Here is a 22,400-nt window from a genome sequence, read left to right as displayed (position 1 = left end):
CTTTCTCTACATGCGTTCTATTCAAAATACACTTCTTGTTGCTCTGACTGTTCTACTATCGACTGGGGCGCTGCGCGCCGAGTCCTCCTGGGCGAGTCGAGCTTTGTCTATTTTTAAAAGTAGTCCTGCGGCTGATACGGAGCTCGGGAGTGCGTTTGCAAATGCCGATGAATTGGCCAAAGCGCTACGTGAAGCATTGGCCGTTTCTGCCGAACGTGCATTGACTGCACTGGGGCAGCAGGGTGGGTTTGCTAACTCTGAATTGTATCAAATTCCATTGCCCCGCGCGGTTGAGAAGTTGCGCAAGCCTTTAGCTTTGATCAATCAAGACTATCGTTTAGATGATGTTCAGGCTACGATCAATCGTGCCGCGGAAGCAGGCGTCGCTGCTGCGCCTGCGATTGTGAAGGAGGCGATCAATAGCCTGACACTAGAGGACCTTAATACACTTTGGAAGGGAGAGGACGATGCCATTACCCGTTTCCTCGAAAAGAAATCCCGCGCTCAGTTGAGTGAGCGTATGCTGCCACTGATTTCGCAAGCAACGGATGCGACAGGTGCTACGCGCGCATATAAGGAGATGCAGTCGGCTGTGCCAAGTTCAGGGACTGGGCTCTTCTCTAAAATTCAGTCCTTTACTGGAATCGCTGCCAGTGATTTTGATCTGGACCAATATGTGAATGATCAAGCACTGGATGGCCTCTTTACCGCGATGGCTGCGGAAGAGAAAGCGATACGTGAAAATCCTTTAGCGCGCTCGACAGATTTGTTGAAGCAGCTCTTCGGGCAGTAGGCGGGCTTAATTGGCGATGGGGTTTAGTCCCAGCGTTTTGCGTTTGGAAGCGTCTTGAGGAGCGTGTTCAGACCAGTAGTTGCTGTTCATTACACGGTGAGTGAGCACTGCTTGTGTGATGCGCTTGCCGTCTTCGATCTCCTTCCAACTTTGGATGATATGGGGAAATTTTGTTTCATAGTTGATGTGTAGTTCTCGATCGATGTTTTCGTAGCGGATGATATAGCGACTCATTGCCCCTTGAGTGATACGTTCTGCAGTGGCGCGTTCTATGCGGACCGGGCTATGTGCGAATCGGGTATGCACACCGCTCGGTATGATTTGGATGGGCCCCGTGGGAAGGCTTTGAGGCGAGAGGCGTAGCTTGAGCCATACGGCATCTTCGAGTAGGGCATCGCTAAGTTCAAAGTTTTGATCGGCTTCACTTTGAAAGTAGGAGCGCAGTTCGCCACGCCAGCCTTGTGCTGTTCGGTTCAATTGTGAAAAAGATTGGCCACGCCAGTCCTGTACACTGGTGTTTGTTTTGAGCGCTCGGGGGTATTTTTCCAAGTCGATCGGTTGAAAGGTGCTGCTCATGGTGCGGTAGCTGTAGATCCCCGTGTTAAAAGTGCGCAGAGCGTTGAGCTTGAGCACGTCAGTCGATGGCTGCCCCCCGGATTCGTTCTTAACCTGGACATCGGTTAGGAAGGGTTCGGTGACGTAGATGAATTCGACGTGCCCTGGGTGAGACTCTCCGTAGCGTGTTTGAGTTAGTTCGTAGCGGTTGATCTCTGCGCCGTTGAACCAAAACTCACGAACTTGGTTGGCACTTAGCGATGCTGTGAGGGTGAAGGTGAGGCAGTAGTAGAAAAGACGCATACTCGGGGATTCTAGATGCAAGCGGCTGTTTTGCAAATGACAGGGGCAAGCTTTCATGTGTTTGATAATTCTATCTAATACTACATCGCATTAAGATAAGATGTATTGATGTATTCGAGGAGTTCTTCATTTCGGAGGAATGATTTTTAAGTACAGTTTCCGTGTTTACACCACTCTCGTTCTTATCTGTGGTGGTTTATTGTCAGCAGTACAAGTTCTGAATGCTGAATTTGACGGCGATGTCCGTCTCTGGCAGTCGCTCAGTATCAATGCCTACGAAGATGATAACTGGCGCATCACTGCGGGAGCCCAGAGTCGGCTATTCGATGAAGGTAAGTTTCTTGGGGCATGGCTGCTCTTCCCGACGGTGCAGTATAAAGTGCACCCCAATCTGGATTTAGGCGCGACTTATTTGTTGGAGGACATTCGTAGTGATTGTGGGGATGATTATGGGCGGCTGCATATTTTCTGGCTTCACGCCAGTCCACACTGGCAGCTTAGTGACAATCTCAAGTTCAGCATGCGTCACGTGCTGGGCCTGCGTGAAATTGAAGGCAGCGACGACTACTGGATCTCGCGGCATCGTTTCGGGCTGGATTACAAATTGGAAGATTATGGTCGGCTTGTGGGGATCGGTGCCAGCACTGAAGTATTCGTGCGCTATGATACAGACGAAATATTTGAAAATCGCTTCATCCCCCTCAAGACCACCTTCAAAATTAGCGAGCGCAGTAAACTGTCATTGTATCTAATGACACAGTCCAAACGCGCAGTCGGCGGCTCTAGCTGGAAGACTGCCTACGTCTTTGGGCAATCCCTGAGCTACAAGTTTTAGAATAAACTTGCAGCGTTCTTCCATATTTGAAATTGGTTTCAAATATGGAAATTAAATCCTCGTCTGATCGCATAGAAGCAAGTGCACCTGCATTGGAGCGTGGCTTACGCTTGCTACAGCTACTCGAAGGCTATTCATCAATGAGCCTGGACCAGATTAGTCGACAATTAGAGACCCCAAAAGCGTCCACACTCCGCCTATTGGCCACCTTGGAACAAATGGGAATCGTTCGCAAGATTCCGGAAAAGCGGTATCAGGCACTCTTTCGACTCCAGCCTCTACAATCTCCGATCGAGCGCTTTCGTGATTCGCTGAAAGCACTCATGGCAATGCTAGTTGCATCCACCGATTGCACTGTCGAATGGTATGAACCCACCTGCGACGGCATGCAGCTCATCCATCAAACTAATCCTGAAACTGAGCTTTGCGTTCAAGCTCGACCGGGCTTCCTACGTGACTGGCACACTGAGTTTGAAGCGGTTATTTGTGTCGGCCACGCATTTGCTTCACAAGCTCCGCCGCTAAAGAAGAGTCAGCATTATACAGCCAATGGAATCCTCTGTCCGATCGACCGCGAGGAAATACAAAAACGTATCCGTCACGCAAAGTCACAACAAACAGCCTACGATCTTCCTTTTAACTCCAATGGAGTTCGTCGATTTGCCGCTGCAGCTTTTGACCCCGATGATTTGTCATTTCTCGGCGTGCTTGCAGTCGCTGAAGTGTACCACTTCTCACGGGCAAACGAACCTGAATTTATCATTCAATCCCTAACTCAAACGCTCAAACAGTAACTATGCGCATACTATACATCGATATCGACAGTCAACGCCCAGATCATTTAGGGTGCTACGGCTATCATCGCAACACCAGTCCAGCGATCGACCAGATTGCTAAAGAGGGCGTCGTCTTTGATCGTTGTTATACACCCGATGCACCCTGCCTCCCATCACGCACTGCGTTCTACTCGGGGCGTTTCGGAATACAAACTGGCGTTGTGGGGCATGGAGGCACCGCGGCTCAACCCAAAATTGAAGGAAGTCAGCGCGGCTTCCGCGACAATTTTGATGAACACGGACTCGCTCGTCAGTTGCAACATCTCAATTATCACACTGCAATGATCAGCCCCTTCGGTCAACGTCATGCGGCATGGCATTTTTATGCTGGCTTCAACGAAATACATAACACCGGGCAAGGTGGTGCTGAATCCGCCGAAGTTGTGCAACCTGTCGTCAGTAAATGGATGGCTGATAATGCTTCGAAAGATAACTGGTATTTGCATATTAACTATTGGGACCCCCACACCCCTTATCGTGTGCCCTTGAACATCGAAAATCAGTTCGAGAATGAACCACTGCCTGAATGGTTATCCGATGAGGTGATCGAAGCCAACAATCAGAAAGTGGGCCCGCACTGTGCACACGAAATCGATATGTATACTGGAAATGGTCATCCCGCGTATCCTCGTCATCCTGGTAAAGCAACTGACCGTGAGTCCGTGCGTCAAGTGATCGACGGCTATGACATGGGAGTCCGCTACGTAGATGATCAAATTGCTTGCATCGTGGAAGACCTGAAAGCGGCCGGCGTTTACGACGATACCATGATTGTGATTTCAGCTGATCACGGTGAAAATTTAGGAGAATGGGGTCTTTACGGTGAACACGGCACCGCTGATGACATTACCTGCCGCGTTCCATTGATTATTAAATATCCAGGCGGTGCTAAAGGTATTCGCAATAGTCAGTTTCATTACAATATCGACTTTGCTCCAACTGTCATGGAATTGCTTGGAGGTAAAATACAAGCTATTTGGGATGGCGAGTCCTATGCTCCGGCCATTACGGAGGGCTTGGATATGGGGCGCGATGAAGTCACGATTAGCCAATGCTGCCATGTTTGCCAGCGCTCAGTCCGCTGGGGAAAATGGCTTTATACGCGCACTTACCACGATGGTTTCCATCTTTTCCCCCAGGAAATGCTGCATGACCTTGAAGCGGATCCACACGAGCAAAACGACTTGGCACTAGATCATCCGGAGCTCTGCCGTGAAGGCCAATGGCGCCTGTCAAGGTGGCACGATGCGCAAATGCAGAAAATGGCTTTAACTGGAAACGACGTAGTGGACCCGCTGTGGACTGTGATTCGCGAAGGTGGCCCCTTCCATGCCTCACTTACGCATGGGCAACCTGGAGTCGAAGGGTTTGAAACTTACATGCAGTACCTTGAAGCTACTGGTCGACAAGCCGGTGCGGACGCACTCAGAGAAAAATATACACCGATCATCAATCAGATTAAAAATTAAACATTCGACAATAATTTCTGAAACTCAGGCAAACTTGCCATGGGTTTGAGTGCCTCATCACTCCCGAGCTCTGCTCGATAAGATTCAGTGAAATGAATCGCTCGCTGTAGTGATTGGATCGCTTCATCACTATAGCCCATGGTACAATAAGCACGCGCTAGTTGGTAATGCGCCTGACTGTTTTCGGCATCGATGTCGAGCGCCTGGGTGCACAGGTTGGCTGCCCATTGCGGCTCGTCTAGTTGCAACACGGAGTGTGCTTTATAGGTGAGAGCTTCTACGTCTTGTGCGTTGTGTTTCAGGATTTCATCATAGAGCGCAATCTTCTGCGCGGGGCTGTTTTCTTGCCCCGCTCGTAACCAGAGTGCTTGTATGTCTTGGGTGCGCTCAATTTCTTCGCGGTTCTCTTCGATGTGTTGTGTCTTCTGTTTGACTACGCGTTCGAGCTTTTCGAGTCGTGTTTCATACACGTCGATCAGCTTCGTTACGCGACCTTCAGCGGCCACTTGAATACGCTTCTGCACGTCGCGCATCGACGACCAGCCCATGATCACCAGAATGGAAGAGACCCCCGCGATGAGATAAAAGAAGTAAGTTACCGTGTCAGTGGAATATGCGACCGCGCGGTCTACGGAATTGTGCTCGCGGTCGAGGATCTGTTGCATGAGTTCATGTTTCTGTGCGGCCATCTCGCTGCGCAGTGTTTTTAACTCGTCCAAGACATAGCGCTCAATGAAAGGGGAGTAGAGTGGCTCCTCCAGCGATTCGATGGTATCTGTATAGCTCGCCTTGGATGACGTAGGGGCCACTGTCGACGCGGGCCCGTCGAAGTCCTGAGCGCTGGCATTGACCGAGCCCCAAAATGTGAGCGCCAAGACTAAGGCCCAGTGTGCGTAGAATGGAGTCTGCTTTATCATTGAGATCATTAATTGTGCTTAAGCCGCATTGGCGATGGAGCCGCGCGGTACGTCTTCTTCGACTAAGACGCGGTGCAAACTGCGTATGGTTGCCTCATAATCGGACTCTTTCACGATAAAATTGATGTCTACCTGTCGCATCGATTGGCCAGTGGCTAGAATATTGATGTTATGCGCCGAGAGTGCGCCAGTGGCGCGCGCCATGATGCCGGGAATTGTCATATTGCTGCCGATTGCGGAAACAAAGGCGACGCGCTGTTGATCGATCTCAGCATCGGGGTAACGCTTGAGCAGTCGTGCGCGAATGCGCTTAATTGTTTGCAGGTTGGCATTGATGTAGTGAGTGATGGTGTTGGCATTCACGCCCTTGGATACGATATGTGCTTTGCACTGCTGAATCGTTTCTACGATGTCTTGATCATACTCATGGAAGTTGCCCGCGATGTCTTGATCAAATAGGGTAAAGGCATAGATGTCGGTGCACCCGGTGATGATTTCGACCTGTGCCCGCTCGCGCGTGAAGCCGGTGGTGATGAGTGTGCCGGGGTGCTGTGGCTCAAATGTGTTTTTTACCACTAGCGCGATGTCGTTTTTGCGTAAGCCCTTCGCCGCACGTGGATGGATCGCTTCCATGCCGAGGTTGGCCAATTGGTCGGCGACATCGTAATTGGTGCGCCCGATTGGCTCTGCGTTTTGCTCGCCGACGATGCCGGGGTCGGCACTGCTCAAATGAAATTCTTTGTGAATGATCGCTTCGCGCGCTTGTGTGAGCACTGCTAGTCGACTGAAAGTCATCTCGCTGTAGCCGCGATCAAATGATTTCATTAAACCACGCTGACTATGCGCGTAGCCGGTCACGATGGGGAACGCTTCACTCAAATCCAAATCAGCGAAGGCCTCTTGTATGCGTTCATCCAGTGTGATATGGCGCTGTGTTTGCCAGCCGGTTAAATCAATGAAGCGCGCGGCGATCCCATCTTCGTTTAGCAAGCGTGCGGTGTTCCATGCGCTGTGTGCTTCACCTAAACTCGCCAGCATTTCCCTTACGGTTTCAAGGTGCGAGCCGAGCTCGAAGTGTCCGTGCCCACATAGTTGCAACAGCCCGTCCAAGCAGCTTTCGGCATCGTCGATGCGTTGCTCGATGAATTGATTCGCTTCGTGTAAGGAATCTGAATGCGCAAACAACTCGGCATTTATGCGCTTTATTTCGTTTCTTAAGTCTGTGATCGCTGCCTTCCAGCCCTCGCTTTGCATGCTTTTAGCAAAGAGCCCATAAATGCCGGGCTGCCCGTTCTTTTTGTGCTCGAGCAAGCGATTGGTGATGCCGCTGTATGCGGATACCACAAAGATTCGATTGAACGCGTCGACCTTCGGGCGACCTTGCAGAATGATGTTATCACGCACCGAGGCATATTGACTCATAGAAGTCCCCCCGATCTTTTCGACTGTGTGCTGTGTCATGTGTATGTTTCTTTTTCTGTTAATGATTCGTTGCGAGCTGCTGCTGAGAGTCGCCCATCAATCACTAGAATGAGTAAGCCAATTAAGATCCCGGGCATGCCTTCGTAGATGGTGGCATGCCATCCCAAGAATCGCCAAAGCAGTGCCGTTCCGAGCCCTCCGAAAATCGCGATTACGGATCCTTGTCGGCTGGGCTGTGCGCCGAGACAGAGATAGATCAGTAGCGGTGCAAAAGCACTTGCGAGTCCGGACCAAGCCATGATGACTAAGTTAAAAACGCTTTGTTTGTTGAGCAAGGCCCAGGCCAGTGCGGCTAAGGTAATCAAGGCGGTTCCGAGCTTGAGGATTTTGGTTTTCTCGATTTTCCCAGGCAGTAAGTCGTGCGTCAGCGCGGAAGAGCAGCTTAAGATCAACGAGTCGGCCGTGGACATGGTCGCAGCGAAGATCCCCGCCAGCACAATCCCCGCGGCAAAGGGGGGAAGCATCTGCTGCGCCATGGTGGGCAAGGCGAGCTCTGCATCGAAATTGCCGGGATCGAGAATGTAAATGCGCGAAAGCATGCCTACGCCCGTTGCCATTAGATAGAAGGCGAGAAACCAGAGGTAATACCAGGCCCGTGCACGACGCATTTGGCCAGGGTTGTCCAGTGTCATAAAGCGCACCATCACATGCGGTTGCCCTATTACAGAAAAGCCCGCAAAAGCCCAACTTATGGCGAATAGCAGCCCGCCCGCCAGTCCGGGGAGGGCGAGATCTTGTGGGAACCAATTTAAATAGCCATCGATCGCTTCCATCTTTGTGATCGCGCCCCCGATGCCGCCGAAGCTGTGAATGCCGACGACTAGCATCATCGTCATCGCACAGATCATCACCACAGACTGTGCGGCATCTGTCCAGATTGAGGCGCGTATACCGCCTGCTCGGCAGTACACGATGACTAGGATGGCGCCAATCACTGCCCCGGCATAGGTAGGCCAGCCAAAGAGCACGTGCAAGGCCTTGCTGCCAGCGACAAGTTGCGCGCTGGCGTAAGCGAGTAGAAATACGAGCGAGATGATGGCGCAGATGCGCTGCAAGCTCACATCTTCGCGGCCACCCCAGCGGCTCAGCACGCCTGCAAAGCTGACCTCCTTGGTGTGGGCGGTTGCTCGCCGTAGACGGGCATGGATGAAGGTCGAGGCGATGTAGTCGCCTGCGATCCATCCGATCATTAGCCAGATCGCCGCCAAGCCGGTTGCGTAGGTGTAGCCAATCACGCCAATGAACATGTAGCCGCTATTGTTCGTCGCCACGGCGGACAGGCCGACCAAGGACGGAGCCACTGATGAGCTTGCCAGATAGTAGTCCTTCTTGGTGCCGCGACTGTGCCGCACAGAACTAACGCCAATCACTACGAATGCCGCGAGGAATAGCAGAAAACTGAGGATCATCGGAGGGGAGGGCTCAGCCCTGCTGAATTGGAGCGGCCTCTAATTCGTAAGCTCCCTCTGCATTGTGCACCTCGGTGCCATGCAGCGGCGGATTAAACACACAGGCCATCTTCATCTCTGATTTGGCTCGTAGCGTGTGCCGATCGTGTTTGTCTAAGACATAGAGTGTGCCGGGAGCGATCGCATGAACCTGCCCGTCTTCACGTGATTGCACTTCTCCTTCTCCGGATATGCAATAGACTGATTCCAGATGATTCTGATAGTGCATGTCAAAATCGGCACCTGCATAAATCGTGGTGATGTGAAAGGAGAAGCCCATGCCGTCGTCTTGCAACAACATGCGTGTGCTATCCCAGTTCCCGTCGGGAGAGACGATCTTACGCCCCTCGTCGGCTGCTTGCTTTAAATTACGTACGATCATGATTATGCGATGATATGCTGCGATTCTTCTTTCGATTCGACGACTACGTCGTCGAAGTAACACGGATCGTCAGGGATTTCACCATGGGCGGCGCAGACTTCCTGAATCGATTCTTCGATAATATCGATGCCCTTCGCCAGTGATTCCTGTGAGATGGTCAACGGGCAAAGTAGCTTTATAATTTGATCGTCGGTGCCGCTGGTTTCAATGATCAGACCGCGCTTGTAGGCTGCTCGTGAGATCTGGCTTGCAATCTCACTGCTGACACAATTGATGCCCTGAAACATGCCACGACCCTTGGCCGTGAAATTGCCATCGCCATACTTCTCGACGATCTTGTCGAGGCGTCCGGCGATATAATTTCCCTTTTCCTTAATCTCACGCGCGAACTCGCCGTCGGCCCAATAGGTGTCGAGTGCTGACTTTGCAGTTACAAATGCATGATTGTTCCCGCGGAAGGTGCCGTTGTGTTCACCTGGAGTCCATTTGTCATACTCCGGCTTAAACATTAACATAGCAAAAGGTAGTCCATAGCCGCTCAACGATTTCGAGAGCGTCACGATGTCTGGCTCAATGCCTGCAAACTCAAAACTAAAGAAGTCACCAGTGCGCCCGTTGCCCGCTTGAATGTCATCCACGATCAAGAGCACGCCATGGCGCTTGCAAACCTTGGCCAGACTTTGTAGCCATTGCATGCTGCAATAGTTTACGCCGCCTTCGCCTTGCACCGTTTCTACGATAGCCGCCGCGGGTAAATCTACTCCGCTGCTACTGTCTGTCAGCACTTTGTCCAAATATTCAGTGGTGTCGACTTCGTCGCCTAAATAACCGTCGTAAGGAATGCGGTGGCCCCCCGTCAGAGCAATGCCCGCACCATTGCGGTGATGCGAATTTGCAGTGGCCGAAAGCGCGCCTAAAGTTTGCCCATGCCACCCGTTGGTGAAAGAAACTACATGTGAGCGACCTGTGATTTTACGCGCAATTTTGAGCGCGGCCTCCACTGCATTGGTTCCTGTCGGGCCAGTAAACATTAATGTATAGTCCAGTTTGCGTGGCTCTAAAATATGCTGCTTAAATGCCTCTAAAAATTCTTTTTTGGCATCAGTGTGCAGATCCAGACTGTGAGTGATGCCCTCGGACTCAATGTACTCAATCAATTTCTTGCGAAAGACTGGGTGGTTGTGTCCATAATTGAGCGCACCCGCTCCGGCTAGGAAATCAATGTATTCATTCCCGTCTTCATCGTATATGAATTCACCCGCCGCCCGTTTAAACAGACGCGGGAAGTTACGTGCATAGCTACGCACCTCGGATTCGAGTTCTTCGAATATTTTCATGTTTATTATTGGTTAATAAATTAATTGAACGGACCAATGCGCACTAAATGCTCGGTCTCGTGCTCACCGAAAAAGTGAGTCTCTTTGTCGAAGGCTACAGATACCTCCAGCTTTGCACTCAGCTCTTTCGCCAATTTGCGAAAGAGTGCCCACGAAGCTTCGTTCTCTTTGGTGATTGTTGTCTCCAGGAAACGCACCTCCTCGCTGTGTCCGCGTTGCAATAGCTCACGCAGCATTCGCAAGGCTAAGCCTTGCCCACGTGCTTCCGCGCTGACTACGACCTGCCAGATGAACAGAGTGCAGGCTTTGCGTGGAATCATGTAGCCAGAAACAAAGCCCACGGGTTCACCCAACTTTTTTGCAATTATAGATGTATCCGAAAAGTGAATACATTGCAAAAGGTTGCAATAAGTGGAGTTCGTGTCCAGGGGCGGGCTCTGCGAAACCAATCGATTGATTGATGAGCCGTCCAGGGAATCGGGAATCTGTAGTTCTATTTCGTCGATGCCACTAGTCTAGAGGCGTCCCCCTTGTCGGGATCAAGGGTTTTATTTGCCCCGGGAGTGGATTCGAGGCCTCTATCAGTTCGATACCGTTACCTAATTTAGTGAGTGCAATTGTGCTCTAAGGCACGCTATCTCTTAGCTGAGCCCGAATTCGAAATTTTGTATTTTCTGAATTAACGACGTCTCAAAAAAATCTATAAATTTATTTCAATAACGCTTTCTAGTGGAGAATTTGCCTGTCTTATTTGGCGTTATTCGCGTATTCAAGCTGCATGCAAGTAGCCCTTGGGGCGCTCAGCTCCATTGAGATCGTTAAACCGTTTTAGAATAGCGGCCTGCGACCGCAGGGTCTAGGTAAGCGTCAAAGCACATGGCAAGATTTCGAATAAAAAGGCGGCCACGCTCGGTGACAGCAAATCCGCGATCCGTCCAGACCAGCAGCCCATCCTCTGCTGGCTCAGCCAGTTGCTTTAAAGCCTCGGCAAAGTGTGACTCGAAGTTGACATTCCATTTTTCAGACATGGCGCCAAAATCGAGCGAAAGGTCGCACATCAGTCGCATGATCACGTCCGCCCGCATGCGGTCTTCGTCCGTCAACTCATAGCCCTTGGTGATCGGTAGCTTGCCTTGTGATAGGCACGCCCGGTAGCTTTCAAGATCTTTCATGTTTTGGTGAAAGCCGATCGAGCCTTGTGAAATACTAGAAATACCAAAGCCACAAATTTCGACACCCGCACGGGTGCTATAGCCCTGGAAGTTGCGTTGCAGTGACTGCTCACGTTGCGCTTGCACCAATTCATCGTCGGGCAGAGCAAAGTGGTCCATACCTATATAGACATAGCCTTCGGCAGTCAGGCGTTCGATGCAAAGTTTCAGCAGCTGCATTTTAGTTTCCGCATCCGGCAGACCAGCTTTCTCCAGTAGCTTTTGGGCAGGTCGCATCCATGGCACATGTGCGTAGTTAAAAATCGCGAATCGGTCAGGCTTCAGTTCCAGCACTTCATCCAGGGTTGCCGAGAAACTGTCGCAGGTCTGAAGTGGCAGACCGTAGATCAGGTCCAGATTGACCGAGTTAAAACCATTGTCGCGCAACATTTGCATCGCTTCCACATTCATCGCCTGCGGTTGTAGTCGGTGGATCACCTTTTGCACTTCAGGGTTGGAGTCCTGCACGCCAAAAGAGGCGCGGGTCAGCCCCATGCGAGCAAATGCCTCCACGTGTTCCCGATTCAGTCGACGCGGGTCCAGCTCAACTGATTTTTCCGCATCATGGGAAAAAGTAAAGTGTCGGTCGATCATGCTCGCCAAACGGTCAATTTGGGCCGAGGTGAAGAAGTTAGGCGTGCCGCCCCCGAAGTGCATTTGCACCGCCTCGCGTCCCGCGGGCAGATGTTGAGCAAAGATTTCAAGTTCCCTTTCCAGCAAGTCCAGGTAATCACTTCCCCGATTACGATCCAGAGTCGTAATCTGGTGACAGCCACAAAACCAGCACAGCGTCTCACAGAAGGGCAGGTGGAAATACAGTGAAAGCGGTGCATCGCCATCTTCCACGCCAGCCATCAAAGGCGTGTAGTCCTCGTATTCTCGAAAGTGATTCGCAGGCGGGTAGCTCGTATAGCGAGGCCCCGGGCGGTTATACTTTTCGATCAGTCGCAGGTCTTGAGATGTAATTTGCATGAGAACCCAATTGATAATCAAAAGCCCAACATTTGCCAAGTCGCTATTTCAAAATATAGAACCAGGCTATAAGAATTAGGTTGACTGCTTGAGTTATGTGATGGCAAGCTATTGTTTGAAGGGGAGTTATGAAACGAATACGTCGAACTAAAGTTGAGGGGGCTGCGGCGACTTACCATTGTATGACGCGTGTGGTGAACGGTGAGCGGCTCTTTAAGGATCGTGAGAAGGAGGTGCTGCGTAAGATGATTTGGCAGTTGGCTGACTTCTGCGGGGTGGAGGTGCTGACTTATTGCATCATGTCGAATCATTTCCATGTGCTGCTGCGGGTGCCTGAGGAACAAAATGTGGATGATGCGGAGTTGCTGCGTCGTTATCAGGTGCTGTATCCTAAACCGACTCCGTATCAGTCGGACTCGATTAAGGTGCTGCGCGCTGAGTTGGCTGCGAATTCGGAGGACGCTCAGGAGACGCGGCGTAAGTTACTGGCCCGGATGGGGGATATTTCTGAATATATGAAGGCGGTGAAGCAGCGCTTTTCTGTGTGGTATAACCGTAACCATAATCGTTATGGCACGCTGTGGGCGGACCGTTTTAAATCGGTGCTGGTCGAGGGGAAAGGGAATCCTTTGCAAACGATGGCTGCCTATATTGACTTGAATCCAGTGCGGGCTGGTCTGGTGGAGGATCCGAAGGATTATCGCTTCTGTGGCTATGCGGAGGCGGTCTCAGGCGTGTCCGCTGCGATCGAGGGCTTGCGCCGTATCTGGGGCGATCATGATACGAACCCGCTGCGGGCGCATCGTCTTCTACTCTTTGGTCAGGGCAGTGCGGCGAGTTCGAAGGGGGGTGCTACCATTGCACGTGAGGAGGCTCTGCGTGTTTTGGAGCAGGAGGATGGCTTATTGCCGAAAGCGGCGATTTTGCGCTGTCGGGTGCGCTATTTTACGGATGGTGCGATCTTGGGCTCTGCGGAATTTGTGAGGAGTTACGCTGCGGCTTGGCAAATGGAGCGCCAGCGCCGACATCCTCCGAAGATGAATCGACTGAAGGGGGCCGAATGGGGCGACCTGGCTGTGATTCGGGGGCTGCGTAAGGCGGTGTTTAGCTAGCGAAGCCTTGGGAACGTCCAACGTCCAACGTCGAACGTCCAATTTTGAATGATACGACAATCATTCGATGTTCAGTGTTGGACGTTCCCCAAAATCTTAGTGTGCTTCGAGCCAGTTGTCGCCTAGGCCGATTTCGATTTCGATGGGGCAGGCGAGTTCCAGCGCGCCGACCATGCCATCGCTTACGATTTCGCGCAGTTGGGCTTCTTCGCTGGGCTCTAGGTCGAAGACGAGTTCGTCGTGCACTTGAAGTAGCATGCGACTTTTGAGGCCGGCTTCTTGGATGGCGTTTTGAATGCGCACCATGGCGATCTTTATCATGTCGGCGGCGGTGCCTTGGATGGGCATGTTGATGGCGTTGCGCTCGGCGGCGGCGCGGATGGTGCCATTGCCGGAGTTGATGTCGCGTAGGTGTCGGCGGCGTCCGCACTTGGTTTCGACGTAGCCTTTCTTTTGGGCGCTTTCTTTTTGTGCTTCCATGTAGCCGGGGATGCCGGGGAATTGGGCGAAGTAATTGTCGATTATTTCTTGGGCTTCTTTGCGGCTGACGGTGCCGAGGCGCTGGGCTAGGCCGAAGGCGGAGATGCCGTAGGGGATGCCGAAGTTGACCATTTTGGCGGTGCTGCGCTGGTCGCGGGTGACGTCTTCGGGGGTGACGCCAAAGATCTTGGCGGCGGTGGCGGTGTGGATGTCTTGCCCTTCTTTGAAGGCTTTGAGTAGGCCGGCGTCGCTGGTGAGGGCGGCGAGGATGCGTAGCTCGATCTGGGAGTAGTCGGCGGCGAGGAGTTTCCAACCTTCGCGCGGCACAAAGGCCTGGCGGATCTCGCGGCCTTTGGGGCTGCGCACGGGGATGTTTTGCAGGTTGGGATCGTTGGAGGAGAGGCGGCCGGTGGCGGTTTGCACTTGGCCGTAGTGGGTGTGCACGCGTCCGGTCTTGGCGTCGACGCTGTGTGGCAGGGCGTCGATGTAGGTGCTCTTGAGTTTGGTGAGCTGGCGGTATTCGAGTAGGTCGGCGACGATCGGGTGCTTGGGCGCGAGGCTGGAGAGCACTTGCTCGTTGGTGGCAAACTGGCCGGTCTTGGTCTTCTTGGGTTTTTCGACGAGTTTGAGTTCGTTGAACAAAACTTCGCCGAGTTGCTTGGGAGAGTTGAGGTTGAACTCGTGGCCGGCGACTTGGTAGATGTCGGCTTGTAGTTGCGCGATGTGGCTTTCGAGTGAGGCACCGGTGGCAGCGAGTGTGTCTTCGCACATGCGGATGCCTTCGCGCTCCATGGTGACGAGCACGGGCAGTAGGGGCACTTCGATGTCGTAAAAGACTTTGGCCTGGCCGCTTTCTTTGAGCTTGGGCTCGAAGGTCTGCCAGAGTTGCAGCGCGATGTCGGCATCTTCGATCGCGTAGTGGGCGAGGTCCTTTTCGGCGACGCCGGAGTAGTCGATTGACTCGCCTTTTTTGGCGTCGGGCAGTAGCTCGCTGAATCGGATCGGGGAATATTGGAGAAAGTCCTCGGAGAGCGTGTCGAGGTTGTGGCGCTGTTCAGGGTCGATCAGTGCGTGGGCCAGCATGGTGTCGTGGCAGGGACCGGCGACGGGGAGGTTGTTTTCCTCTAAGATGGACAGGTCGAATTTGAGGTTGTGACCGATTTTGGTGAGTGTGGCGTCGGCGAAGACCGGGCGCAGCGCGGCTAGGGCGGCTTCGCTGGCGGGCACCCAGTAGCCGCTGTGTGGCTGGGTGGAGAAAGACATGCCGACGAGTTGCGCGGCGCGGGGATTGAGCCCGGTGGTCTCGGTGTCGAAGGCAAATGCTTTGGCTGCTGTGAGGCTGGCGACGAGCTCAGCTAGTTCGGCATCGGTTTTGACGATGCGGTAGTCGGTCTTGAGGTCGCCGAACTTTTTGAAGGCGATCTCGGGAATGAGGGCCAGTTGTGGGTCGGCTGACTCGGACGCAGCAAATGCGGAGATTTGCGATCCCGGGTCTTGCTTGGCGGCTTTCTCGTCGTCCTCGCTCATAAGCACGAGGTCGGTGGCGGCGGCTTGCACGGAGAAGTCGGCACCGAAGATGCGTTTGCCGAGGGTGCGGAATTCGAATTCGGCAAAGATCGGGATCAGCTTTTCCTGGTCGGGCGCTTCCAGCTGGATGGCGTCCCAGTCGGAGTTGATGGGAACATCGAGTTGAATGGTGGCGAGCTTTTTGGAGAGGCGGGCTTGGTCGGCGTTGTCGCGGACTTTTTCCTGTTGTTTGCCTTTGAGCTCATCGACGTGGTCGAGCAGGCCTTCGACAGTGTCGTATTTGGCCAGTAGTTTTTCGGCGGTCTTGGGGCCGATGCCGGGCACGCCGGGAATGTTGTCGGAGACGTCGCCACAGAGGCCGAGCATGTCGATGACTTGGTCGACGCGGGTGATGCCCCATTTTTCTTTGATCTCCTCGACGCCGAGGATTTCGCCGCCGTCGCCTTTGCGGCCGGGGCGATACATTTTGATCTTGTCGGTGACTAGTTGGCCAAAGTCCTTGTCGGGGGTGACCATGTAAATTTCGTCGAAGCCGTCGGCTTCCGCGCGGTGGGCGAGGGTGCCGATAATGTCGTCGGCCTCGTAGCCATCCATTTTGAGCACGGGAATGCCGAAGGCTTCGGCGATGCGGGAGAGGTGGGGCAGTGCGGCGGCCAGGTCTTCTGGCATGGCTTCGCGTTGCGCCTTATACTCGGGGTGTAGAATGTGGCGTTCGGTGGGCGCGGAGGTGTCGAAGACCACAGCCAAGTGACTCGGCTTTTGCTTGGTGATCAGATCGATCAAGGTGGCGGTGAAGCCAAAGATGGCCGAGGTGTTGAAGCCTTTGCTGGTGTAAATGGGGCTGCGAATCAGGGCAAAGTGCGCGCGATAGGCCAGCGCCATGCCGTCGAGTAGGTAAAGAGATTTCATGTGGAGAAGAACTTTGAACGTCGAACGTCGAAGGTCCAACTTTGAATGTGGGAAAGTTGCTGCTCGATGTAGTCGGGTTGCTTTAGCTGCCCGATTTCATATATTGAACACGGCTACGCATGTAAACAGGGCGCTAAAGCAACCCTGCTACGTTTGGGGAGACTGCTAGTGTGCGGCGGTCTTCACAAGTGAAGCCCCTACAAAATCTCGGTTACCAGCTTTTTGAGGTAGTCGCGGGCTTGTTCTTCTTCGGTGAAGGCGCCGTCGAGCTGGGCTTCGTAGGCGCGGTCGAGGATTTTGCCGAAGTGGGGGCCGGGCTTGATGCCGAGCTCTAAGAGGTGACGCCCGAGTAGGATGGGCTTGGGGGCGTTGTCCTGAATGGCGAGCTCGGCTGTTTTATCAAGTAGCCATTGGCCTTCGGGGTAGCCGTCGGATTCGATGGGGGGGCGGCCGTTTTTGTCGGCGTGGGCGACGCGCACCAGACGGTCGATGCGCTTGACTCTGGCTGCTAGGCGGCGGATGGCGGAGTTGCCGGCGCCGTCGCGGTAAAGGGCCAGCGGACGCATGTGTTGCTCGACGAGTGGGAGTACTTCTTCGAAAATTTTCTTCTGGCGGGTGAGGCGCTCGAGAAAGGTTTTGGCGATCGGCACGCCGAGCACGTCGTGGCGGGGGCTGCGGATGCGGCCGTTGTCGTCGGTGTAGGTGGTGTCGGGCTTGCCAAAGTCGTGGCAGAGCACGGCGAAGCCGACGACGAGGTCTTCCCATTCGTCGTCGATACGGTGGGCGGCATAGGCGTCGAGGCAGTGGCCGGTGTGGGTCCAGACATCGCCTTCCGGGTGCCATTGTGGCTCTTGTTCACAGCCGTCGAGGGCTGCTAGCTCTGGGAAATATTGTAGCCAATCGCAGTCTTTCAGGAAGTTCAGACCTTTGCGGATCTGTTGCCCTTTGAGGATGAGCTTTTTCCATTCCTCCCACAGGCGCTCCATTGGGAGGTGCTCGGGGGAGAGCTGGCGGCAGAGTGCGATGGTCTCGGGGGCGGCCGTGAGGTCGAAACGGGCGATGAATTGCATGCCACGCAGCACGCGCAGCGGGTCTTCGCTGAAGGCCTCGGAGACGTGGCGTAAGCGACGCGCCTTTAGGTCGGGAATGCCGTTATAGGGGTCCAGTTGCTCGCCCGTGAGCGGGTCGTAGCTGATGGCGTTGATAGTGAAGTCGCGGCGTGAAGCGGCCTCGCGGGGCGACATGTGGGGATCACCTTCGACTTTAAAATCTGTGTGCTTGGGACCGGTGCGGGACTCGCGGCGGGGCAGGGCGATGTCGATATCGAGCCCTTTGAGGATGAAGACACCAAAGGCACGCCCGACCGTGTCCAAGCGAAAGTGCGGCTTGAGTGCGGCTTCCACTGCGTCGGCATCGAGGCCATAGACTTCGATGTCGATATCCTTGGCGGGAATGCCGAGCAGCCCGTCGCGCACGCAGCCGCCGACCAAAAGTGCGCGGCCGCTGCCCTTTGTATCGCGCAAGATTTCAGCGACTTTAAGTAGCGCGGTTTTCTGTTTGTTTTGAATGTTGTCGAGGATGCTCAAAGGGAGTGGGCGTCTTTGACGCCAGTAGAAAGTGGAGAGTGGGGAGAGGTGCCTTCGGCACCAGTGGGAAGTGGAGAGTAGGGAGTGGAAAGTGGGAAGTTGGGGTGCCTTTGGCACCAGTGATGAGTCGGGAGTTATTTTAGTTTGTTGTTTAGGGCGTGGGTCATGCGTTTGATTTCGTTGGCTAGGTCTAGCGCTTCTTTGAGCTGGGGCTCCGTGATGTAATTGAGTCGTTGTGCCAGGATGAGCTGTGTTTCTACTTCAGCTCTGGAACCGGATGCAATCGATAAGAAATTCTTGAATTCGGCCGTTCCTGTGCGCGCTTGTCCTTCTGCGATATTGGAAGGGATCGATACCGCCGCTCGTCGCACCTGACTAGTCAGTCCGTAGATTTCCTCTTTCGGAAAATGCTGCGTCAAAGCATAGACCAGCTCAGCAAGTGTCATCGCTTTCTGCCAGACAATCAAATCTTGGTAATTGAGTATACTCATCGTAGTTACTTTCCACTTCTCACTCCCAACTTTCCACTCCCGGCAATTCGTTTACCGAATTGTCGGGTCGCCCCAGTGGAGTTTGTCGCGGACGATGGCGAAGTGGGAGTGGTCGGGATGTTGCATGAGACGGAAACTGCGTTCGGCAACGGCGATCTCGATGGGAAAATTGTCAGCGGTGGCGAAGCGTACGCGGCCATCGATGGTGATGCGTGGACAGGGGCCCGGTTCGAGATGGGTGACGCTGATGCGCGAGGAATTATCGAAGATCACGGAGCGATTACCCAAGGTATGGGGGCAGATCGGAGTCATTGCGATGGCACTGACTTTGGGCCCGATAATTGGTCCACCAGCGGAGAGGTTATAGGCAGTCGAGCCGGTGGGGGTGGAAAAGATGAGGCCGTCGCAATGGTATTCGGACACGGGGTTGCCGTTGGAGGATACTTGTAGGCGGATGAGGCCGCTGCCGTCGGTTTCTTTCAGCACGACGTCGTTGAGTCCCGAGATCGTTTCGCCGGCACGTGTGGTGCATTTGAGCACGGAGCGCTCTGCGATTTCGTAATGGCCTTGGATGAGTTGTGGCAGATCTCTGGCAGCTTCTTCGGCTGTGAAGGTGGCGAGGAAGCCTAGTTTGCCCATATTCACGCCGAGCACCGCGGAGCCTGATTCGAGGGCGGCATCGAGCACGCCGAGCAGAGTGCCGTCACCTCCGATTGCGCAGCAGAGATCTTGGCCCTTGAGGGCATCTGGCTGGAGCGGATACTCGCTACTAATGGTGGTTCGCACTCCTTCGCATTCGGCGATGCCTGCTAGGTAGCGAGCGGCTTCTTCGGCCCCGGGCTTGGTCGTATTGACCGCGAAGGTGATAGTTTGGATGGCTTGCATTGTAATTGCTTCGCTTGATTTCAGGAATGCGTATACCGTGGGCGGGCGGATATGGCTCGCAGGTATGTGTATTACCCTAGTTCGGTGGCTAGGCAGATCGTTTGCAAGTATTAATGGCTTGTCTGCGCTCGATGTAGCAGGAGCGTCAAACACTGTTCTATCGAGAGTCGCATGCCTGTGGGGCATCCCATTATCGGCCGCGGCCACCACCGCCAGGACCCCGACCACCGCCGCCACCTGGGCCGCCGCGGTTTTCGGCGTTTTCGAGGGTGGTGCGCTGCTCTTCAGTTAGTTCGGAGCTATCGAGATATTCACTGAAGCTTTCGGTGTCTTGTTCCTTCCAAGTGGCGGCGACGCGCTCCATCATCCAGGTGCGTCGGCGATCGTCGTCTATGGACTCCGCCCAGGTCATGGCGCTTGCGGGGTCTTCCGCGGCGGCACTAAAGGTGTAGGTGATGACAGCGCGATCGAGCTCAGGGCTGGCTTCGAGGCTATTGAGCCATTCTGCGGAAGCGGCTAGATCGTAACGAGTCCATTCTTCGATGATGGATGCGCTGGCGCGCGCGATGGCGGGGTCGTCGGCATCCAAGCTGTCCAACCAGGCTGCGGCTTCGGCAGGGCTGCTCTCGGCCCACTCGCGGATGAGGGCATTTTTTAAATCAGCTGAAGCTTCGTCGCCGAGTGAGACGACATATTCCGCTGCGGCACTGGGGTCGAATTCGGCCCATTCGCTGACGAGGTCGCGGCGTAGGCGGTCTTTCATGTCGGGATCACTGACCAAGTCGACCGCGAGTTTGGCGGCTTCCAGGCCTCCGTTTTCAATTTGGGCTTCGAGCACTTCACCGAGTAGGCGATTTTTTAGGCGCGCATTTTCATCCATTGTGAGTGCTTGTTGAAAGGCGGCTTCCGGATTCGTCAATGCGTAGCCACGGTAGATCGCGGTCAGTTGAGAGGCGCGTGAGCGTGAGGGCTCGTTTTCTAGTGCAGTGGCGGCCCAGGCAATGGCAGCGGCGGGATCATTGCGGCCCCATACCTCGAGGATGGAAACGCGTGCGCTTTCGTAATCGCGCAAGGAGTCGATTTGAGTGGCCAGTTCCAGCGCAGCCATGGGTTCGGTTTCGGCGATCTGGCTGAGTAATTCGTTGATTAGTCGGGCGCGTTTGGGGTCCGACTTAGGCATGGCCAGGGCCTGAGTGAGTAGTTGACGGCTTTCCTCGGCGCTGAGTGTGGGAATCTCTCGCAGCATTTCTTCTAAGGAGAGTGCTTCGCCGTCGAAAAAGGCTTCCAGTTTATTGGCTTCTTCGGGCTCGGTGAGTGCTACAGTTTGAAAGCTTTGTTGCTGGGTGTTTTCGCGATTAGCCTGAGCGATCGGCGTTGTGGTGGAGGGATTGGAGGCCTCGTTGGCGCGTGATCCGATATAATACGCAGTCAGTAGGCTAACTGACCAGACTGTGACACCAAGTAGAACGGTAGATTTTTTCATAATTATTCGAGGGGAGCTTCAGATTAGAATCGCCATCATAAATGAATCGCAAGCTCTAGGCGAAAGTTTCAACTGCTTGGGGAATTTGCACTCTATCAGATTTTTGCTAGCTTATGGCTATGAATGACAATGCGACACAGACACAGACGATCCATGCTTATGCCGCGCAGCAGGCGGGCGGACCTTTAGAAAAATTTAGCTATGAAGTGGGGGATTTGAAGCCGAATGAGGTGGAAATTGATGTCTTGCACTGTGGCATCTGTCATAGCGATCTGAGTATGATCGATAATGAGTGGGGCATGTCGAAGTATCCCTTAGTCGCGGGGCATGAAGTGATTGGACGTGTCGCGGCGGTGGGGCCACAGGTCAGCCGACTGCAGCCTGGGATGACGGTGGGGCTGGGCTGGCATTCGGGCTATTGTGGGGAGTGTGCCTGTTGTCAGACAGGAGATCAGAATCTCTGTCAATCGGCGGAATCGACCATCGTCGCGCGGCATGGAGGCTTTGCGGATAAGGTGCGGGCGGATGCGGCCAGTGTGGTGGTGATCCCCGAGGGAATTGATTTAGCCGCTGCGGGACCTTTACTGTGTGGCGGCATTACCGTCTTTAACCCACTCGTGCAGTTTGATGTGCAACCGACTGACAAGGTCGCTGTGATTGGTATTGGCGGTCTGGGGCATCTCGCGTTGCAATTTCTCAATGCATGGGGCTGCGAGGTGACTGCGTTTACATCGAGTGAATCCAAGCGTCAGGAGGCGCTGGAATTGGGGGCGCATACGACGCTCAACTCGCGTGATGCTGCGGAGATCAAAGCTGCGGCCGGATCTTTTGATTTTATCATTTCGACGGTGAATGTGAAGTTGGACTGGAATTTGTATCTGAGCACCTTGAAGCCCAAGGGACGGCTGCATTTCGTGGGAGCCACTTTGGAGCCATTGGAAGTGGGCGTGTTTTCCTTGATATCAGCCCAGCGCTCAATTTCGGGATCTCCCGTGGGGAGCCCAGCGACGATTGAGCAGATGTTGGATTTTGCGCGTCTGCATGAGATTCAACCCAAGGTGGAATCGTATCCAATGAGTGAGATCAATGAGGCCTTTGAACGCTTGAAGTCCGGGGATGCTCGCTACCGGATCGTGTTGTCGAATGCAGAGTCTTAATCGATTCGTATAATGTCTACCGGGCAGCCGGCGGCAGCTTGCTCCAGAGTGGCGCGGTCTTCGGCGAAGCCTTGAGCGTATTCAAATTGTGCATCACGACGAGTCACTTGAGTGAGCTGCGCTTCGCCGTGCTCGTCCATCTGCCAATAACCGGGCGCGACTTCGGTGCAGAGGGCACAGCCGATACACTCTGGTTTTTTGTGGGCTATTTTGATGTAGGTCATACGGGA

Annotated in this window: 20 protein-coding genes; 6 read left to right on the top strand and 14 right to left on the bottom strand. The window is 53.8% G+C overall.

Features of this window, described 5'->3' with window-relative positions:
- The first annotated feature begins 10 nt into the window (after positions 1–10).
- Positions 11–793 (top strand): DUF4197 domain-containing protein, encoded by a 783-nt coding sequence (locus SH580_RS08190; protein WP_319834517.1) that lies wholly within the window; start codon positions 11–13, stop codon positions 791–793.
- A 6-nt stretch (positions 794–799) separates the two neighbouring features.
- Here the strand turns inward: SH580_RS08190 and SH580_RS08185 are convergent, their stop codons facing one another.
- A complete protein-coding gene (locus tag SH580_RS08185) occupies positions 800–1,651 on the bottom strand; it encodes a hypothetical protein (RefSeq protein ID WP_319834516.1) in 852 nt (283 codons plus the stop codon).
- Positions 1,652–1,790: 139 nt separating this feature from the next.
- Here SH580_RS08185 and SH580_RS08180 point away from each other — a divergent pair, with 139 nt between their 5' ends.
- Genes SH580_RS08180 through SH580_RS08170 form a run of 3 tightly spaced genes read left to right on the top strand, consistent with a single transcriptional unit; the run spans position 1,791 to position 4,791 of the window.
- Positions 1,791–2,486 carry a DUF2490 domain-containing protein gene (locus SH580_RS08180; protein ID WP_319834515.1) on the top strand — a complete coding sequence of 232 codons (696 nt, stop codon included), beginning with the start codon at positions 1,791–1,793 and terminating at the stop codon, positions 2,484–2,486.
- 44 nt (positions 2,487–2,530) lie between these two features.
- On the top strand, positions 2,531–3,280 hold the full coding sequence (locus SH580_RS08175; RefSeq protein ID WP_319834514.1) for a helix-turn-helix domain-containing protein: 750 nt from the start codon (positions 2,531–2,533) through the stop codon (positions 3,278–3,280).
- A gap of 2 nt (positions 3,281–3,282) precedes the next feature.
- Positions 3,283–4,791, top strand: coding sequence for a sulfatase family protein (locus SH580_RS08170; protein WP_319834513.1), 1,509 nt, complete (start codon positions 3,283–3,285; stop codon positions 4,789–4,791).
- Here SH580_RS08170 and SH580_RS08165 read toward each other — a convergent pair.
- The 7 genes from SH580_RS08165 to hemN form a co-directional block, all read right to left on the bottom strand.
- Complete coding sequence (locus tag SH580_RS08165; RefSeq protein WP_319834512.1) at positions 4,788–5,708, bottom strand: TPR end-of-group domain-containing protein; 921 nt, start codon at positions 5,706–5,708, stop codon at positions 4,788–4,790. The two genes, SH580_RS08170 and SH580_RS08165, sit on opposite strands and share 4 nt — an antisense overlap.
- An 18-nt stretch (positions 5,709–5,726) precedes the next feature.
- A complete protein-coding gene (locus tag SH580_RS08160; protein ID WP_319834511.1) occupies positions 5,727–7,169 on the bottom strand; it encodes an aspartate kinase in 1,443 nt (480 codons plus the stop codon).
- Positions 7,166–8,599: a sodium/proline symporter gene (locus tag SH580_RS08155; RefSeq protein WP_319834510.1), complete on the bottom strand. Its 1,434-nt coding sequence runs from the start codon at positions 8,597–8,599 to the stop codon at positions 7,166–7,168. Before SH580_RS08155 ends, SH580_RS08160 begins: the two co-directional genes overlap by 4 nt.
- A gap of 13 nt (positions 8,600–8,612) precedes the next feature.
- Complete coding sequence (locus SH580_RS08150; protein WP_308952074.1) at positions 8,613–9,020, bottom strand: ectoine synthase; 408 nt, start codon at positions 9,018–9,020, stop codon at positions 8,613–8,615.
- A 2-nt stretch (positions 9,021–9,022) separates the two neighbouring features.
- A complete protein-coding gene (gene ectB, locus SH580_RS08145) occupies positions 9,023–10,357 on the bottom strand; it encodes a diaminobutyrate--2-oxoglutarate transaminase (protein ID WP_308952072.1) in 1,335 nt (444 codons plus the stop codon).
- A gap of 20 nt (positions 10,358–10,377) precedes the next feature.
- Positions 10,378–10,830 (bottom strand): diaminobutyrate acetyltransferase, encoded by a 453-nt coding sequence (ectA, locus tag SH580_RS08140; RefSeq protein WP_319835000.1) that lies wholly within the window; start codon positions 10,828–10,830, stop codon positions 10,378–10,380.
- A gap of 345 nt (positions 10,831–11,175) precedes the next feature.
- The gene (gene hemN, locus SH580_RS08135) at positions 11,176–12,540 is read right to left on the bottom strand and encodes an oxygen-independent coproporphyrinogen III oxidase (RefSeq protein ID WP_319834509.1); all 1,365 of its coding nucleotides are present in this window, start codon (positions 12,538–12,540) and stop codon (positions 11,176–11,178) included.
- A 128-nt stretch (positions 12,541–12,668) separates the two neighbouring features.
- On the opposite strand from hemN, the gene SH580_RS08130 reads away from it, so the two are divergent.
- Positions 12,669–13,652 (top strand): transposase, encoded by a 984-nt coding sequence (locus SH580_RS08130; RefSeq protein WP_319834508.1) that lies wholly within the window; start codon positions 12,669–12,671, stop codon positions 13,650–13,652.
- A 96-nt stretch (positions 13,653–13,748) separates the two neighbouring features.
- Here the strand turns inward: SH580_RS08130 and polA are convergent, their stop codons facing one another.
- The 5 genes from polA to SH580_RS08105 form a co-directional block, all read right to left on the bottom strand.
- A complete protein-coding gene (gene polA / locus SH580_RS08125) occupies positions 13,749–16,568 on the bottom strand; it encodes a DNA polymerase I (RefSeq protein WP_319834507.1) in 2,820 nt (939 codons plus the stop codon).
- Between the two features lie 197 nt (positions 16,569–16,765).
- Positions 16,766–18,154 (bottom strand): CCA tRNA nucleotidyltransferase, encoded by a 1,389-nt coding sequence (locus SH580_RS08120; protein ID WP_319834506.1) that lies wholly within the window; start codon positions 18,152–18,154, stop codon positions 16,766–16,768.
- Between the two features lie 134 nt (positions 18,155–18,288).
- Complete coding sequence (locus SH580_RS08115) at positions 18,289–18,645, bottom strand: four helix bundle protein (RefSeq protein ID WP_319834505.1); 357 nt, start codon at positions 18,643–18,645, stop codon at positions 18,289–18,291.
- Positions 18,646–18,696: 51 nt separating this feature from the next.
- Entirely contained in the window at positions 18,697–19,530 is an 834-nt protein-coding gene (locus tag SH580_RS08110) for an NAD(+)/NADH kinase (protein WP_308952164.1), read from the bottom strand.
- Between the two features lie 190 nt (positions 19,531–19,720).
- On the bottom strand, positions 19,721–21,013 hold the full coding sequence (locus SH580_RS08105) for a hypothetical protein (RefSeq protein WP_319834504.1): 1,293 nt from the start codon (positions 21,011–21,013) through the stop codon (positions 19,721–19,723).
- A gap of 113 nt (positions 21,014–21,126) precedes the next feature.
- Here SH580_RS08105 and ahr point away from each other — a divergent pair, with 113 nt between their 5' ends.
- Positions 21,127–22,170 (top strand): NADPH-dependent aldehyde reductase Ahr, encoded by a 1,044-nt coding sequence (gene ahr, locus SH580_RS08100; RefSeq protein WP_319834503.1) that lies wholly within the window; start codon positions 21,127–21,129, stop codon positions 22,168–22,170.
- Here ahr and SH580_RS08095 read toward each other — a convergent pair.
- Positions 22,167–22,394: a ferredoxin gene (locus SH580_RS08095; protein ID WP_319834502.1), complete on the bottom strand. Its 228-nt coding sequence runs from the start codon at positions 22,392–22,394 to the stop codon at positions 22,167–22,169. The genes ahr and SH580_RS08095 overlap by 4 nt on opposite strands.
- Positions 22,395–22,400: the final 6 nt, after the last annotated feature.

This window comes from Coraliomargarita algicola (assembly GCF_033878955.1).
GTDB lineage: Bacteria > Verrucomicrobiota > Verrucomicrobiia > Opitutales > Coraliomargaritaceae > Thalassobacterium > Thalassobacterium algicola.
The sequence above is the reverse complement of the archived record's forward strand: the minus strand, read 5'-3'. Positions and strand labels throughout refer to the sequence as shown.